This is a genomic window from Pseudomonas sp. HMSC057H01 (genome assembly GCF_001836405.1).
Lineage (GTDB): Bacteria > Pseudomonadota > Gammaproteobacteria > Pseudomonadales > Pseudomonadaceae > Pseudomonas > Pseudomonas aeruginosa.
In genome coordinates this window covers 480,143-495,311 of sequence record NZ_KV828512.1, presented here as the reverse complement: position 1 = coordinate 495,311, position 15,169 = coordinate 480,143, and the positions used below count along the sequence as shown (strand labels likewise).

The window sequence follows — 15,169 nt, the reverse complement described above, 5'->3', positions numbered from 1 at the left end:
GCCAGCTCGGCGAGATGATCGTCGAGGAGCCGGTGGCCGGCTCCTTCAGCCACTTCGCACACAAGTACTGGGGCGGCTTCGCCGGTTTCCTCTCCGGCTGGAACTACTGGGTGCTGTACATCCTGGTGGGCATGTCGGAGCTGACCGCGGTGGGCAAGTACATCCAGTACTGGTGGCCTGACGTGCCGACCTGGGCCACGGCGGCGGCGTTTTTCGTGCTGATCAACGCGATCAACCTGGCCAACGTGAAAGCCTTCGGCGAGACCGAGTTCTGGTTCGCGATCATCAAGGTAGCGGCGATCATCGGCATGATCCTGCTCGGTATCTACCTGCTGGTCGGCGGCGGTGGCGGGCCGCAAGCCTCGGTGAGCAACCTGTGGGACCGCGGCGGCTTCTTCCCCAACGGCCTCAGCGGCCTGGTGATGACCCTGGCGATCATCATGTTCTCCTTCGGTGGCCTGGAGCTGGTGGGCATCACCGCCGCCGAGGCGTCCGAGCCGAGGAAGGTGATTCCCAAGGCGATCAACCAGGTGATCTACCGGATCCTGATCTTCTATATCGGCGCCCTGGCGGTGCTGCTCTCGCTGTATCCATGGGACCAGTTGGTGGAGACCATCAACGCTTCCGGCGACGACTACAGTGGCAGCCCGTTCGTGCAGATCTTCTCGTTGATCGGCAGCGGCACCGCGGCCAACATCCTCAACTTCGTAGTCCTCACCGCGGCATTGTCGGTCTACAACAGCGGCGTCTACTGCAACAGCCGGATGCTCTACGGCCTGGCCGCCCAGGGCGACGCGCCGAAGGTGCTGATGTCGGTGGACCGCCGGGGCGTGCCGGTGCTGTCGATCCTGGTCTCGGCGCTGATCACCTTCCTCTGCGTGATCGTCAACTACGTATTGCCGCACAAGGCGCTGGAACTGCTGATGTCGCTGGTGGTGGCGGCGCTGGTGATCAACTGGGCGATGATCAGCCTGTCGCACCTGAAGTTCCGCGCGGCGATGAAGCGGCAGGGCGTGGACACCTTCTTCAAGGCACTCTGGTCGCCGTTCAGCAACTACCTGTGCCTGGCCTTCGTGGTGTTCATCCTTGGCATCATGCTGATGATCCCCGGGATCAACATCTCGGTGTACGCCATTCCATTCTGGCTGCTGCTGATGTGGTTGTGCTACCGGGTCAAGCTGTCGCTGGCGGAAAGGCGCGGGCTCGGCCAGCAGGCCTGAGCCTGCGGGTGGCGCGGGACGGGAGCTTCGGCTCCCGTTTTTCATTTCGCACGGGCAAGTTTTTCTGTCGTTTTCTGTTACGCGTTTCAAGACCCGGTGTGCGGCTTGGGTGGCTCCCGGGGAGGTGGCTCTTTATAATCCCGGAGTTACCTTGCGGGGCCATTCATCAATCGTGCCAATTCAGTACGTTGTGCGCGATGATGGTCATTTTCTGACTTGGGCCTCGTCTTTTCTGTCCACGACCACTAGGCACTAGACATGATCAAGATAAAACGTGGCCTGGACCTGCCCATCAGCGGCGCCCCCGAACAGCGCATCGAGGCAGCACGCCCGGTACGCAGCGTGGCGTTGATCGGTTTCGACTACCACGGCATGAAGCCGACCATGGCGGTGCAGGTAGGCGACCGGGTGAAGCTGGGGCAGGCGCTGTTCACCGACAAGAAGAATCCCTCCGTCAGCTATACCGCACCCGGCGCCGGTGTGGTCAGTGCCATCCATCGTGGCGAGAAGCGCGTCCTGCAATCGGTGGTCATCGATCTCGACGGCGACGAGCAACTGGAGTTCGCCCGTTATCCCGCGGACCAACTCGCCACGCTGAGCGCCGAGCAGGTCCGCGACAACCTGTTGCAGTCGGGCCTGTGGACCGCGCTGCGGACCCGGCCGTTCAGCAAGGTGCCCGATCCCGAGTCCAGCCCCAGTTCGATTTTCGTCACTGCCATCGATACTCAGCCGCTGGCCGCCGATCCGCAGGTGGTTATCGCGGAGCAGGGCGAGGCCTTCCAGGCCGGGCTGACGGTGCTCGGGCGCCTGGCCCGGGTGTTCCTGTGCAAGGCGGAAGGCGTTTCGCTACCCGGCGAGGCGCTCTCCGGCGTGACCGCGCAAGCCTTCGCCGGTCCGCATCCGGCGGGCCTGCCCGGCACCCATATCCACTTCCTCGACCCGGTGGGTGCCGGCAAGAGCGTGTGGAACCTGAACTACCAGGACGTGATCGCCATCGGCAAGCTGTTCACGACCGGGCAATTGTGGACCGAGCGGGTGATCGCCCTGGCCGGTCCGGTGGTGGAAAAGCCGCGTCTGGTGCGCACCCGGTTGGGCGCCAACCTCGACGAACTGGCCGCCGGCCAGCTGCAGCCGGGCAACAACCGGCTGATCTCCGGCTCCGTGCTGGGCGGTCGCACCGCCCATGGCGCCTACGCCTACCTGGGGCGCTACCACCTGCAGTTGTCCTGTCTCAAGGAGGGCGACCAGCGCGAGTTCCTCCACTACCTGCGCGCCGGGGTGGAAAAGCATTCGCTGCTCAACGTGTTCGTCTCCAGGCTGCTCGGCGGCAAGCGTTTCGCCTTCACCACCAGCACCAACGGCAGCCCGCGTGCGATGGTGCCGGTAGGCAATTACGAGGCGGTGATGCCGCTGGATATCCTGCCGACCCAACTGCTGCGCTACCTGATCGTCGGCGACACGGAAATGGCCCAGAAGCTCGGCGCCCTGGAACTCGACGAAGAGGACCTGGCGCTGTGCAGCTACGTCTGCGCCGGCAAGTACGAATACGGCCCGATTCTGCGGGACAACCTGGCACGCATCGAGCAGGAGGGCTGAGCCATGGGTTTGCGTAACCTGCTCGACAAGGTCGAGCATCATTTCGAGAAGGGCGGGCGCTACGAGAAGTGGTACCCGCTGTACGAAGCCGTGGACACCTTCCTCTATCGTCCCGGCAGCGTCACCCGCACCACTGCACACGTGCGCGACGGCATCGACCTGAAGCGCATGATGATCATCGTCTGGCTGTGCACCTTCCCGGCGATGTTCTTTGGCATGTACAACGTCGGCCACCAGGCCAACCTGATCTTCGCCCAGAGCCCCGACCTGTTGAGCGCCCAGGATGGCTGGCGCTTCGCCCTGATCGGCGCGCTGGCCGGGTTCGACCCGAACAGCCTGTGGGATTGCCTGGTCCAGGGCGCCGCGTACTTCCTGCCGGTGTACCTGACCACCTTCATCGTCGGCGGTTTCTGGGAGGTGCTGTTCGCCAGCATCCGCCGCCACGAGGTCAACGAAGGCTTCTTCGTCACCTCGGTGCTGTTCGCCCTGACCCTGCCGCCGTCCGTCCCGCTGTGGCAGGTAGCCCTGGGGATCAGCTTCGGCGTGGTGCTGGGCAAGGAAGTGTTCGGCGGCACCGGGAAGAACTTCCTCAATCCGGCACTGGTCGGCCGGGCCTTCCTGTTCTTCGCCTACCCGGCGCAGATGTCCGGCGACGCGGTATGGACCTCGGTGGACGGCTTCGCCGGCGCCACCTCGCTGAGCCTGGCCGCCGCCGGCGGGGTGGACAACATCCTCGGCCACGGCCTGACCTGGATGGATGCCTTCCTCGGCCACATGCAGGGTTCGATGGGCGAGACCAGCACCCTGGCGATCTTCATCGGCGGCGCCGTGCTGCTGCTGACCCGCATCGCCTCCTGGCGCATCGTCGCCGGGGTGATGCTGGGGATGGTCGCCATGAGCTACCTGTTCAACGCCATCGGCTCGGCCAGCAACCCGATGTTCGCCATGCCCTGGTATTGGCACCTGGTCACCGGCGGCTTCGCCTTTGGCATGATCTTCATGGCCACCGACCCGGTCTCGGCGTCCATGACCGATACCGGCAAGTGGCTGTTCGGTGCCCTGATCGGAGTGATGGTCATGCTGATCCGGGTGGTCAACCCGGCGTTCCCGGAAGGCATGATGCTGGCGATCCTGTTCGCCAACCTGTTCGCACCGCTGATCGACCATTTCGTCGTTCAGGCCAACATCAAGCGGAGGCTGGCGCGCAATGGCTAATCAAGAATCCACCACCCGCACACTGCTGGTAGCCCTGGTGGTGTGCCTGGTCAGCTCGGTGTTCGTCGCCGGCGCGGCGGTGGCGCTGAAGCCGACCCAGGCGGAAAACCGCCTGCTCGACAAGCAGCGCAGCATCCTCGCCATCGCCGGTCTCGGCGAGCCGGGCATGTCCGGCAAAGAGGTCAAGGCGCTGTTCGACAGTCGCATCACCGCCAAGGTGGTCGACCTGCAGAGCGGCACCTTCAGCGATGCCCAGGACCCGCTCGGCTACGACCCGCTGAAAGCGGCCAAGGACCCGGCGCTGTCGGAGGCGCTGCCCGCCGCCGAGGACATCGCCTCGATCAAGCGCCGCGAGCGCTATACCACGGTCTACCTGGTGGAGACCGACGGCAAGCTCGACACCCTGATCCTGCCGGTGCGCGGCTACGGTCTGTGGTCGACCCTGTACGGCTTCCTGGCGCTCAAGGGCGACCTCAACACGGTCGCCGGCTTCGGCTTCTACCAGCATGGCGAGACCCCTGGTCTCGGCGGCGAGGTCGACAATCCGAAATGGAAGGCGCTGTGGGTCGGCAAGACCCTCTACGACGCCCAGGGCGATCTTGCCGTACAGATCATCAAGGGCTCGGTGGACCCGCAATCGGCGAAGGCGACCCACCAGGTCGACGGCCTGGCCGGCGCCACCCTGACCAGCAAGGGTGTCGACAACCTGCTGCATTTCTGGCTCGGCAAGGACGGTTTCGACGCCTTCCTCGCCAATCTGCGCAAAGGGGAGGCGTGATGGCTGCTCAACCCACGATCCGCGAAGTCCTGTTCAATCCGGTCTTCCAGAACAATCCGATCGGCCTGCAGATCCTCGGGATCTGCTCGGCGCTGGCGGTAACCTCGAACCTGAAGACCGCTACCGTCATGGCCATCGCCCTGACCCTGGTGACCGGCTTCTCCAACCTGTTCATCTCGATGATCCGCCGGCAGATTCCCAGCTCGATCCGGATGATCGTGCAGATGGTGATCATCGCCTCGCTGGTGATCGTCGTCGACCAGGTGCTCAAGGCCTATGCCTATAGCCTGAGCAAGCAGCTCTCGGTGTTCGTCGGGCTGATCATCACCAACTGCATCGTGATGGGCCGCGCCGAAGCCTTCGCCATGGCCAACCCGCCGCTCGTGTCGTTCTTCGACGGCATCGGCAACGGTCTCGGCTACAGCGCCATGCTGCTGGTGCTGGGCTTCGTCCGCGAGCTGTTCGGCGCCGGCAAGCTTTACGGCATCAGCGTGTTGCCGACGGTCAACGATGGCGGCTGGTACCAGCCGAACGGCCTGCTCCTGCTGCCGCCTTCGGCGTTCTTCCTGATCGGCCTGATCATCTGGGCCCTGCGGACCTGGAAGAAAGACCAGGTCGAGGCCCCGACCTACAAGATGGCCCCGCAGGTATCCAGCAAGGAGGCTTACTGATGGAGCACTACATCAGCCTGTTCGTGAAGGCCGTGTTCGTCGAGAACATGGCGCTGGCGTTCTTCCTCGGCATGTGTACCTTCATCGCCATCTCGAAGAAGGTGGAGACCGCCATCGGCCTGGGTATCGCGGTGATCGTGGTGCAGACCATCACCGTGCCGGCCAACAACCTGATCTACACCTACCTGCTCAAGGACGGCGCGCTGGCCTGGGCCGGGCTGCCCGAGGTGGACCTGAGCTTCCTCGGCCTGCTCAGCTACATCGGGGTGATCGCCGCCATCGTGCAGATCCTCGAGATGCTCCTCGACAAGTACGTACCCAGTCTCTACAACGCGCTGGGCGTGTTCCTGCCCCTGATCACGGTGAACTGCGCGATCATGGCCGGCTCGCTGTTCATGGTCGAGCGCGACTACAACCTTGCCGAGAGCACGGTGTACGGCGTCGGCTCGGGCTTTTCCTGGGCGCTGGCGATCGCCGCGCTGGCGGGTATCCGCGAGAAGCTCAAGTACAGCGACGTCCCCGAGGGCCTGCAGGGCCTGGGGATCACCTTCATCACCATCGGCCTGATGTCGTTGGGCTTCATGTCGTTCTCCGGCGTGCAGTTGTAAGGAGAGGCCCCGTGATCGGATTCGAGATTTTCCTGGCCATCGGCATGTTCACCGCCATCGTCCTGGGCCTGGTGGCGATCATCCTGGTCGCCCGCGCCAAGCTGGTGTCGAGTGGCGACGTGACCATCCAGATCAACGGCGAGCACAGCCTGACCGTGCCGGCCGGCGGCAAGCTGCTGCAAACCCTGGCGACGAACAACGTGTTCCTGTCTTCCGCCTGCGGCGGCGGCGGCACCTGCGCGCAGTGCAAGTGCGTGGTGGTCGAGGGCGGCGGCGAGATGCTGCCCACCGAGGAGTCGCACTTCACCCGGCGCCAGGCGAAGGAGGGCTGGCGCCTGTCGTGCCAGACCCCGGTCAAGCAGGACATGCAGATCCGCGTGCCTGAAGAGGTCTTCGGGGTGAAGAAGTGGGAATGCACGGTGGAGTCCAACCCCAACGTCGCCACCTTCATCAAGGAACTCACCCTGCGCCTGCCGGACGGCGAGAGCGTGGATTTCCGCGCCGGCGGCTACGTGCAGCTGGAATGCCCGCCGCACGTGGTCGAGTACAAGGACTTCGATATCCAGCCGGAATATCGCGGCGACTGGGACAAGTTCAACATGTGGCGCTACGTGTCGAAGGTCGACGAGACGGTGATCCGCGCCTACTCGATGGCCAACTACCCGGAAGAGCAGGGCGTGGTCAAGTTCAACATCCGCATCGCCTCGCCACCGCCGGGCAGCGACCTGCCGCCGGGGCAGATGTCGTCCTGGGTGTTCAACCTCAAGCCGGGCGACAAGGTCACCGTGTACGGGCCGTTCGGCGAGTTCTTCGCCAAGGACACCGAGGCCGAGATGGTCTTCATCGGCGGCGGCGCCGGCATGGCGCCGATGCGTTCGCACATCTTCGACCAGTTGCGCCGGCTCAAGTCGAACCGCAAGATCAGCTTCTGGTACGGCGCGCGCTCGCTACGCGAGGCCTTCTATACCGAGGAGTACGACCAGCTGCAGGCGGAGAACCCCAACTTCCAGTGGCACCTGGCGCTGTCCGACCCGCAGCCGGAGGACAACTGGACCGGCCTGACCGGCTTCATCCACAACGTGCTGTTCGAGAACTACCTGAAGGACCACCCGGCGCCCGAGGACTGCGAGTTCTACATGTGCGGCCCGCCGATGATGAATGCCGCGGTGATCAAGATGCTCACCGACCTGGGCGTGGAGCGCGAGAATATCCTGCTGGACGATTTCGGTGGCTGAGCCTTTCCGTCCGCTTGCCAAGGCCGGACTGGCAGCGCTGGCGCTGGTCCTGGCCGGTTGCGGCGACACCCTGGAAAGCTTCGGCGGCCCGACCATGGGCAGCACCTATTCGATCAAGTACGTGCGCGGCGCCTCGGCGCCCGACGTCCAGACGGCGAAAGCCGCGGTGGAAGCGATCCTCGCCGAGGTCGACCGGCAGATGTCCACCTACCGCGACGACTCCCTGGTCTCGCGTTTCAATGCGCTGCCGGCGCAGTCCTGCATGGAGCTGCCGCCACCGATGCTGGAGTTGCTGCGCTACGGCGGCGAGTTGTCGGAACAGAGCCAGGGCGCCTTCGACATGACCGTCGAGCCGCTGATGAACCTCTGGGGCTTCGGTCCGCAGGCGCGGGTGGAGAAGGTTCCCAGCGCCGAGCAGATCGCCGCGGCGCGCCGTGACGTCGGCCATCGACACCTGCGCATCGACGGCCAGCGCCTGTGCAAGGACGCCGCCGTACAGCTGGACTTCGACAGCATCGCCGCTGGCTATACGGTGGACGCGGTAGGCGAACGCCTGAAGGAGCTTGGCGTGCGCAGCTACCTGGCGGAAATCACCGGCGAGTTGAAAGCCGAAGGGCGCAAGCCGGACGGCACGCCCTGGCGCATCGCTATCGAAGCGCCGCGCGAGGGCCAGCGGGTCGCCCAGCAGGTGCTGGCGCTGGACGGCTACGGCGTCTCGACCTCGGGCGATTACCGCAACTATTTCGAAGAGAACGGCCAGCGCTATTCGCACACCTTCGACCCGCGCACCGGCGCGCCGATCGACCATCACCTGGCTTCGGTCACGGTGCTCGATCCGTCGACGCGCAACGCCGACGGCCTGTCGACCCTGCTGATGGTGCTCGGTCCGGAAGAGGGCTACCGTTTCGCCGAGAAGCACCGACTGGCGGCGCTGTTCGTCAGTCGCCAGGGCAACGGTTTCGACAGCCGCACCACGCCACGCTACGAGCAACTGTTCGGCAACCAAGGAGAACGTCCATGACCTGGCTACTGGTCTTCGTCATCATGCTGCTGGTGGTCTTCGGCATGTCCATCGGGGTCATCATGGGCCGCAAGCCGATCGCCGGTTCCTGCGGCGGCATCGCCAACCTGGGGATCGAGAAGGAATGCTCGATCTGCGGCGGCGACCGGCAGAAATGCGAGGAAGCCAACCGCGACGAATCTGTAGTGCCCGGAAAACTCGCCTACGACGCGACCAAACGCTAATGTGCGACATTTCGCACGGGGCGTAACATATGCCCGCCTCGAGGTCGGACCGAGCCTTGCCCGGCGAATGCCGTCGTTCGCACCGACCCGATGATCGAATCGATCCGCCGCGCACATGTTGTGCAGCGGCTTTGCCGGAGGCGCCAGTGGGCGCCTCGGCCTGTTCTGAGGAGTACGCATGGCTGTCTACAACTACGACGTGGTGATTTTGGGCACGGGTCCGGCGGGCGAAGGGGCGGCGATGAACGCCTCCAAGTACGGACGCAAGCTGGCGGTAGTCGACAGTCGTCGCGTGGTCGGAGGCAACTGCACGCACCTCGGCACCATTCCTTCCAAGGCCCTGCGCCACTCGGTGAAGCAGATCATCGAGTTCAACACCAACCCGATGTTCCGCCAGATCGGCGAGCCGCGCTGGTTCTCCTTCCCCGACGTGCTGAAGAGCGCCGACCGGGTGATCTCCAAGCAGGTCGCCTCGCGTACCGGCTACTACGCGCGCAATCGCATCGACATGTTCACTGGCACCGCCAGCTTCGTCGACGAACGCACCGTCGAAGTGGTGACGCCGAGCGGCGCGGTGGAGCGCCTGGTCGCCGACCAGTTCGTGATCGCCACCGGCTCGCGCCCGTATCGTCCTTCGGACATCAATTTCAACCACCCGCGGGTCTACGACAGCGACACCATCCTGTCCCTGAGCCACACCCCGCGCCGGCTGATCATCTACGGAGCCGGGGTGATCGGCTGCGAATACGCGTCGATCTTCAGCGGCCTGGGCGTGCTGGTGGACCTGATCGATACGCGCGACCAGTTGCTCAGCTTCCTCGATGACGAGATTTCCGATGCGCTGAGCTACCACCTGCGCAACAACAACGTGCTGATCCGCCACAACGAGGAGTACGAGCGCGTCGAGGGGCTGGATAACGGCGTCATCCTGCACCTGAAGTCGGGCAAGAAGATCAAGGCGGACGCGCTGCTCTGGTGCAACGGCCGGACCGGCAATACCGACAAGCTCGGCCTGGAGAACGTCGGCATCAAGGTCAACAGCCGTGGCCAGATCGAGGTGGACGAGAACTACCGCACTTCGGTGAGCAACATCTTCGCCGCCGGCGACGTGATCGGCTGGCCGAGCCTGGCCAGCGCTGCCTACGACCAGGGCCGCTCGGCCGCCGGCAACATCGTCGAGAGCGACAGCTGGCGCTTCGTCAACGATGTGCCGACCGGCATCTACACCATTCCGGAGATCAGCTCGATCGGCAAGAACGAAAGCGAACTGACCGCGGCGAAGATTCCCTACGAAGTGGGCAAGGCGTTCTTCAAGGGCATGGCCCGGGCGCAGATTTCCAACGAGCCGGTGGGCATGCTGAAGATCCTGTTCCATCGCGAGACTCTGGAGATCCTCGGCGTGCACTGCTTCGGCGACCAGGCTTCGGAAATCGTCCACATCGGCCAGGCGATCATGAACCAGCCGGGCGAGCTGAATACCCTGAAGTACTTCGTCAACACCACCTTCAACTACCCGACCATGGCGGAAGCCTATCGGGTAGCGGCGTTCGACGGCCTCAACCGGCTTTTTTGAAGGACTCCGGCCGGCGGCCTGAGCCGGCCGGAGGGGATGTGCTCAGCGATTCCCGAGGGTGGCGCTGGCCAAACCGGGAAAGTCTGTGATCAGGCTGTCCACGCCGAAGTCGGCGAGCCGGCGCATCAGCGCCGGTTCGTTGACCGTCCACACCGAGACGTGAAGCCCCTGGCGCTGGGCCTTGAGCAGGCGTTCCGGGGTGCATAGGGTCCAGTTCAGGGCGAGCAGGGCACAGCCATAGTGCTGGGCGACCTTCAGCGGGTCGAGCCAGGCGTATTCGGCGACCAGCCCGCGCGACAGCTCCGGGGTCAGTTCGTTGAGGGCCTTGAGCACGGTCCGCGAACCGCTGGTGACGGTGACCTTGTCGCGGTTGCCGAAGCGCTCGGTCAGCTCCCTGATCCGCGTTACCGTCCGCGCCGCGCGTTCGCGCGAGGCGCTCTTCACTTCCAGTTGCCAGTGCTCGAACGGGCACTTCTCGAACAACTCCTCCAGCCGCGGGATCGGCGTCGGCCGTACCCAGCCGGGGCCGCCTTCGCGCGCGTCGTAGGTGACCAGGGTGGCCGCGTCGTGTTCGGCGACCTTGCCGCGGCGGCCGGTGGTGCGCTTCAGGGTCGGGTCGTGGATCACCATCAGTTCGCCGTCGCGGGACAGGTGCAGGTCCAGTTCGCAACGGTTGACGCCATGCTCCAGGCAGCGCTGGAAGCTGGCCAGGGTGTTTTCCGGCGCTTCGCCCTTGGCGCCGCGATGTCCATAGATGAGAGTCACTGTGGCTCCTTGTTCGAGGGTTGCGCGGGATTCCGCGGCCGATGATGGCGAACGCTGTCGATCACCCGGCCGCTTTCGAAATATACCGAGAAGTCGCGGTAATCCCAGCGCACGATGGGCGGCTGGCCGACCGCGGGATGTTCCTCGTCGGCCAGGCCGAAGCGTTGCAGCACGGCTTCGCGGCTTTCGCCGCGCGCGGGCAGGGCGACCCGGGTATCGCCCTGGGCGCCCAGCGGAATGCTCAGGGTGTCGGCGAACAGCGGCGGGGCGAGGAGGAGGGAGCACAGCAGTAGCGTACGGAGCATCGGTACATCTCAGGTCGAAGAAGGTTGGCCCGGCTCGCCGAGCGGGCCCTGTCCGGCCCGTGCCAGGCGGCGCTGCTGGGCCTGCTTCTGGAGGATATGCCGGGCCAGCAACTGGCGCTGTGCGTCGCTCAACGCTTCGAACTCGGTGCCGATCTCGAATTCGTCGTCGTGTGGCTGGGCGTGGATTACCCGGGCCCGCAGTTCGAGGCCGAACCCCTGCGGCAACAGGACCATGCGCAGGACGAGCAACTGGCCGACCGGCAAAGCGCGGTCGTGGTGGAAGCTGACGCCCCCCTCGGACAGGCTGACCTTGCGCGGTTCGCCGATCTCCTTGAGCAGGCTCTGCACCATGACCTGGCCAAGCAGGTCGATGCGCTTGTTCATCACCTTCAGGTAGTTGGCCAGCGTGCGGTCGCGTTCGCTGATGTGGCGCAGCAGGTGCTGCGACTCGTAATCCATCAGGTGGAGGTCGCTGAGCAGGCTGAACAGGGTGGCCCCCGGCTCGCTCTCCAGGCTGTCTTCGACGGCCCCGGCAGGGCGAAATTCCAGTGCGAGGGTATCTTCGATACGGTAGTATTCGCGGCGGTCATCCGCGTCACGAGTGGACATGGCGAACCCACGGCGGCAGTGATGGTCAGAGTGTAAGGCCGCCGGCGATGCCTCGCCACTTCGCCATCCCGACGCATCCATTTTCTGCCAGCTAAGGGCGACATGTTCAGACCCCTGTCCGTTTTCATCGGCACGCGCTATACGCGGGCCAAACGTCGCAGCCATTTCGTCTCCTTCATTTCGCTGACCTCGATGATCGGCCTGGCACTGGGCGTGCTGGTGATGATCGTGGTGCTCTCGGTGATGAACGGCTTCGATCGCGAAATGCGTACCCGCATCCTCGGCATGGTGCCGCAGGCCACCGTCGAGTCGTACCAGCCCATCGATGACTGGCGCGCCCTGGCCGAGAAGGTCAAGGCCCACGAGCATGTCACCGCGGTAGCGCCGTTCACCCAGATGCAGGGCATGCTCAGCGCCAATGGCGCGGTGCAGACGGTGATGGTCGATGCGGTCGATCCGCTGGAAGAGGCCAAGGTCTCGATCATTCCCGATTTCTTCAAGCAGGGCTCGCTGGCGGAACTCAAGGCCGGCGGCTTCGGCATCGTCATCGGCCAACTGGCGGCGCAGAAGCTTGGCGTCGGCATTGGCGACAAGGTCACCCTGATCCTCCCCGAGGTGGCGGTCACCCCGGCCGGGGTATTCCCGCGGATGAAGCGTTTCACCGTGGTCGGCACCTTCCGCGTCGGCGCCGGCGAACTGGATGGCGGCCTGTCGCTGATCCACCTGGAAGACGCCGCGCGCCTGCAGCGCTGGAAGACCAACCAGGTACAGGGGCTGCGCCTGAAGCTCGACGACCTGTTCCAGGCGCCGCGGGTGGCCTGGGAGATCGCCCGGACCCTGACCGACAATGACTTCTACGCCCGCGACTGGACGCGCAGCCACGGCAACCTGTACCAGGCCATCCGCATGGAAAAGACCATGATCGGCCTGTTGCTGCTGCTGATCGTCGCGGTCGCCGCGTTCAACATCATTTCCACCCTGGTGATGGTGGTCACCGACAAGAAGTCGGACATCGCCATCCTTCGTACCCTCGGCGCCACGCCGGGGCAGATCATGGCTACCTTCATGGTCCAGGGTACGGTGATCGGGGTGATCGGCACGCTGGTCGGCGGGGTCCTCGGGGTGGTCGCGGCACTCAACGTCAGCGCCTGGATTTCCGCCCTGGAAAAGCTGCTGGGCCACCAGTTCCTCGCGTCCGACGTGTACTTCATCGATTACCTGCCGTCGCAACTGATGCTCGACGATGTCGTGCTGGTCTGCGGCGCGGCCCTGGTCCTCAGCTTCTTCGCCACTTTGTATCCAGCCTGGCGTGCGGCTCGCACCCAGCCTGCGGAGGCTTTGCGTTATGAATGACAAGTCGGTGCTGAGTTGCCGCAACCTGAGCAAGAGCTACGACGAGGGGCCGCAATCGGTGCAGGTGCTGTCCGGTGTCGAGTTGAACCTGCTGCCTGGGGAGCGGGTGGCTATCGTCGGCAGCTCCGGTTCGGGCAAGAGCACCTTGCTGAACATGCTCGGCGGCCTGGACACGCCCTCCGCCGGCAGCGTCTGGCTCGCCGGCGAGGAACTCTCGGCGCTGAACGAGACGGCCCGCGGGCTGCTGCGCAACCGCGCGCTGGGCTTCGTCTACCAGTTCCACCACCTGTTGCCGGAGTTCACCGCCCTGGAGAACGTCTGCATGCCGCTGTTGATCGGCCGCACGCCGATCACCGAAGCCCGCCAGCGGGCGGCCGAGCTGCTGGAGCGGGTCGGGCTGGGGCATCGCCTGTCGCACAAGCCGGCCGAGCTGTCCGGCGGCGAGCGCCAGCGGGTGGCGATCGCCCGCGCGCTGGTCAACCGTCCGCAGCTGGTACTGCTCGACGAGCCCACCGGCAACCTCGACCAGCATACCGCCCAGGGTATCCAGGAGCTGATGCTGGAACTGAGCCGTTCGTTGCAGACCTCGTTCCTGGTGGTAACCCACGATCTCCAGCTGGCCGGGCACATGGATCGCATCCTGCGCCTGGAAGAAGGCCGACTGATCGCCGCGTAGCGGGGCGACGGCGTGCCCGCCGTCCGCTCCCGTCCGGCGAATCCCCCATCGACTCGGTGCATCCGCGACATGTTCAGACCGTTACCGTTCTTCATAGGCCTGCGCTACACCCGCGCCAAACGCCGCAACCACTACATCTCGTTCATCTCGCTGACCTCGATGATCGGTCTGGCGCTGGGCGTGCTGGCGATGATCATCGTGCTCTCGGTGATGAACGGCTTCCAGAAGGAAATGCGCACGCGGATCCTCGGCATGGTGCCGCATGCCACCATCAGCGCGACGCAGCCGCTGGACGACTGGCAGACCGTCGCCAACGCGGCGCTGCGGCACCGCGAGGTGGTCGGCGCGGCGCCGTTCGCCGAACTGCAGGGCATGCTGTCGTACAAGGGCAACATGCTGCCGGTGCTGGTCAACGGCATCGACCCGCAGGAGGAGCGCAAGGTTTCCATCATCGGCGAGCACATCGTCCAGGGCAGCCTGGACGACCTCAAGCCTGGCGAGTTCGGCATCGTCCTCGGCGAGATCACCGCGCGGCGCTTCCATGTCAATGTCGGCGACAAGCTGACCCTGATCGTCCCGGAGGCCACCAGTGCGCCGGGCGGCATCACTCCGCGCATGCAGCGCTTCACCATCGTCGCCCTGTTCAAGGTCGGCGCCGAACTGGACAACTCGCTGGCGCTGATCGACATCGCCGATGCTGGCCAGTTGCTGCGCCTGCAACCGGGCCAGGTGCCGAGCGTGCGCCTGGAACTGAAGGATCTCTACCAGTCGCCGCAGGTCGCCGCCAAGGTGGTCAAGGAGTTGGGGCAGGGCTTCAGGTCCAGCGACTGGACCAGGACCCAGGGCAGCCTGTTCAACGCGATGAAGATGGAAAAGACCATGATCGGCCTGCTCCTGCTGCTGATCATCGCGGTCGCCGCCTTCAACATCATCGCCACCCTGATCATGGTGGTCGCCGACAAGCGCACCGACATCGCGATTCTTCGTACCCTCGGCGCCACGCCGCGGCAGATCATGGCGATCTTCATGGTCCAGGGCACCGTCATCGGCGTGATCGGGACGGTCATCGGCGGGGTGCTCGGGGTGTTCGCGGCGTTGAACATCACCGGGATGATCGACCGCATCGAACGGTTGGTCGGACACAAGGTCTTCAGCTCGGATGTGTACTTCATCAACTACCTGCCTTCCGATCTGCAGGTGCTGGACGTGGTGCTGATCTGCAGCGCTGCATTGCTGATGAGCTTCCTCGCCACCCTGTACCCATCCTGGCGCGCGGCGCGGACACAACCGGCCGAGTCGCTGCGCTACGAGTGAGCGAGA

The 15,169-nt window shown here is 64.9% G+C and carries 16 protein-coding genes; 13 read left to right on the top strand and 3 right to left on the bottom strand.

Translation table 11 applies throughout. The features are described 5' to 3' along the window. From HMPREF2581_RS27240 to sthA, 10 genes are all read left to right on the top strand, one after another. A partial coding sequence (locus HMPREF2581_RS27240; protein WP_045108469.1) for an amino acid permease occupies window positions 1-1,220 on the top strand: 1,220 nt, incomplete at its 5' end. Window positions 1,221-1,478: 258 nt separating this feature from the next. Next, entirely contained in the window at window positions 1,479-2,816 is a 1,338-nt protein-coding gene (locus HMPREF2581_RS27235; RefSeq protein WP_003109479.1) for a Na(+)-translocating NADH-quinone reductase subunit A, read from the top strand. Between the two features lie 3 nt (window positions 2,817-2,819). Then, the gene (locus HMPREF2581_RS27230; protein ID WP_003109478.1) at window positions 2,820-4,031 is read left to right on the top strand and encodes an NADH:ubiquinone reductase (Na(+)-transporting) subunit B; all 1,212 of its coding nucleotides are present in this window, start codon (window positions 2,820-2,822) and stop codon (window positions 4,029-4,031) included. Then, entirely contained in the window at window positions 4,024-4,809 is a 786-nt protein-coding gene (locus HMPREF2581_RS27225) for a Na(+)-translocating NADH-quinone reductase subunit C (protein WP_003091184.1), read from the top strand. Before HMPREF2581_RS27230 ends, HMPREF2581_RS27225 begins: the two co-directional genes overlap by 8 nt. Further along, window positions 4,806-5,480, top strand: coding sequence for an NADH:ubiquinone reductase (Na(+)-transporting) subunit D (gene nqrD, locus HMPREF2581_RS27220; protein ID WP_003119802.1), 675 nt, complete (start codon window positions 4,806-4,808; stop codon window positions 5,478-5,480). The genes HMPREF2581_RS27225 and nqrD overlap by 4 nt, the downstream gene beginning before the upstream one ends. Further along, window positions 5,480-6,088: an NADH:ubiquinone reductase (Na(+)-transporting) subunit E gene (gene nqrE, locus HMPREF2581_RS27215; RefSeq protein ID WP_003091182.1), complete on the top strand. Its 609-nt coding sequence runs from the start codon at window positions 5,480-5,482 to the stop codon at window positions 6,086-6,088. Before nqrD ends, nqrE begins: the two co-directional genes overlap by 1 nt. Window positions 6,089-6,099: 11 nt before the next feature. Then, window positions 6,100-7,323: an NADH:ubiquinone reductase (Na(+)-transporting) subunit F gene (nqrF, locus tag HMPREF2581_RS27210; RefSeq protein WP_003091181.1), complete on the top strand. Its 1,224-nt coding sequence runs from the start codon at window positions 6,100-6,102 to the stop codon at window positions 7,321-7,323. Next, entirely contained in the window at window positions 7,316-8,344 is a 1,029-nt protein-coding gene (locus tag HMPREF2581_RS27205) for an FAD:protein FMN transferase (protein WP_003130678.1), read from the top strand. Before nqrF ends, HMPREF2581_RS27205 begins: the two co-directional genes overlap by 8 nt. Next, complete coding sequence (nqrM, locus tag HMPREF2581_RS27200; protein ID WP_003091178.1) at window positions 8,341-8,568, top strand: (Na+)-NQR maturation NqrM; 228 nt, start codon at window positions 8,341-8,343, stop codon at window positions 8,566-8,568. The genes HMPREF2581_RS27205 and nqrM overlap by 4 nt, the downstream gene beginning before the upstream one ends. 178 nt (window positions 8,569-8,746) lie before the next feature. Further along, on the top strand, window positions 8,747-10,141 hold the full coding sequence (gene sthA / locus HMPREF2581_RS27195) for a Si-specific NAD(P)(+) transhydrogenase (RefSeq protein ID WP_003091177.1): 1,395 nt from the start codon (window positions 8,747-8,749) through the stop codon (window positions 10,139-10,141). A 42-nt stretch (window positions 10,142-10,183) separates the two neighbouring features. Here the strand turns inward: sthA and HMPREF2581_RS27190 are convergent, their stop codons facing one another. From HMPREF2581_RS27190 to HMPREF2581_RS27180, 3 genes are read right to left on the bottom strand one after another with little or no spacing between them, the layout of a single operon-like run. After that, window positions 10,184-10,906, bottom strand: a complete 723-nt coding sequence (locus tag HMPREF2581_RS27190; protein WP_003091176.1) for a glycerophosphodiester phosphodiesterase — start codon at window positions 10,904-10,906, stop codon at window positions 10,184-10,186. Further along, entirely contained in the window at window positions 10,903-11,211 is a 309-nt protein-coding gene (locus HMPREF2581_RS27185) for a hypothetical protein (protein WP_011666606.1), read from the bottom strand. Before HMPREF2581_RS27185 ends, HMPREF2581_RS27190 begins: the two co-directional genes overlap by 4 nt. A gap of 9 nt (window positions 11,212-11,220) precedes the next feature. Then, window positions 11,221-11,820 (bottom strand): PilZ domain-containing protein, encoded by a 600-nt coding sequence (locus tag HMPREF2581_RS27180; RefSeq protein ID WP_016254241.1) that lies wholly within the window; start codon window positions 11,818-11,820, stop codon window positions 11,221-11,223. 102 nt (window positions 11,821-11,922) lie between these two features. Between HMPREF2581_RS27180 and HMPREF2581_RS27175 the strand changes: the two genes are divergently transcribed. From HMPREF2581_RS27175 to HMPREF2581_RS27165, 3 genes are all read left to right on the top strand, one after another. Beyond that, on the top strand, window positions 11,923-13,173 hold the full coding sequence (locus tag HMPREF2581_RS27175; protein ID WP_003091170.1) for a lipoprotein-releasing ABC transporter permease subunit: 1,251 nt from the start codon (window positions 11,923-11,925) through the stop codon (window positions 13,171-13,173). Continuing rightward, window positions 13,166-13,849, top strand: coding sequence for a lipoprotein-releasing ABC transporter ATP-binding protein LolD (gene lolD, locus HMPREF2581_RS27170; RefSeq protein WP_003109474.1), 684 nt, complete (start codon window positions 13,166-13,168; stop codon window positions 13,847-13,849). Before HMPREF2581_RS27175 ends, lolD begins: the two co-directional genes overlap by 8 nt. 69 nt (window positions 13,850-13,918) lie before the next feature. Further along, the gene (locus HMPREF2581_RS27165; protein ID WP_003105198.1) at window positions 13,919-15,163 is read left to right on the top strand and encodes a lipoprotein-releasing ABC transporter permease subunit; all 1,245 of its coding nucleotides are present in this window, start codon (window positions 13,919-13,921) and stop codon (window positions 15,161-15,163) included. Window positions 15,164-15,169: the final 6 nt, after the last annotated feature.

Excerpts from the sequence above, each read along its gene's own strand:
- HMPREF2581_RS27235 (WP_003109479.1), top strand. The coding sequence starts at position 1,479 with ATGATCAAGATAAAACGTGGCCTGGACCTGCCCATCAGCGGCGCCCCC.
- HMPREF2581_RS27230 (WP_003109478.1), top strand. The coding sequence starts at position 2,820 with ATGGGTTTGCGTAACCTGCTCGACAAGGTCGAGCATCATTTCGAGAAG.
- HMPREF2581_RS27225 (WP_003091184.1), top strand. The coding sequence starts at position 4,024 with ATGGCTAATCAAGAATCCACCACCCGCACACTGCTGGTAGCCCTGGTG.
- nqrE (WP_003091182.1), top strand. The coding sequence starts at position 5,480 with ATGGAGCACTACATCAGCCTGTTCGTGAAGGCCGTGTTCGTCGAGAAC.
- nqrM (WP_003091178.1), top strand. The coding sequence starts at position 8,341 with ATGACCTGGCTACTGGTCTTCGTCATCATGCTGCTGGTGGTCTTCGGC.
- sthA (WP_003091177.1), top strand. The coding sequence starts at position 8,747 with ATGGCTGTCTACAACTACGACGTGGTGATTTTGGGCACGGGTCCGGCG.
- HMPREF2581_RS27185 (WP_011666606.1), bottom strand. The coding sequence starts at position 11,211 with ATGCTCCGTACGCTACTGCTGTGCTCCCTCCTCCTCGCCCCGCCGCTG.
- HMPREF2581_RS27180 (WP_016254241.1), bottom strand. The coding sequence starts at position 11,820 with ATGTCCACTCGTGACGCGGATGACCGCCGCGAATACTACCGTATCGAA.
- HMPREF2581_RS27175 (WP_003091170.1), top strand. The coding sequence starts at position 11,923 with ATGTTCAGACCCCTGTCCGTTTTCATCGGCACGCGCTATACGCGGGCC.
- lolD (WP_003109474.1), top strand. The coding sequence starts at position 13,166 with ATGAATGACAAGTCGGTGCTGAGTTGCCGCAACCTGAGCAAGAGCTAC.
- HMPREF2581_RS27165 (WP_003105198.1), top strand. The coding sequence starts at position 13,919 with ATGTTCAGACCGTTACCGTTCTTCATAGGCCTGCGCTACACCCGCGCC.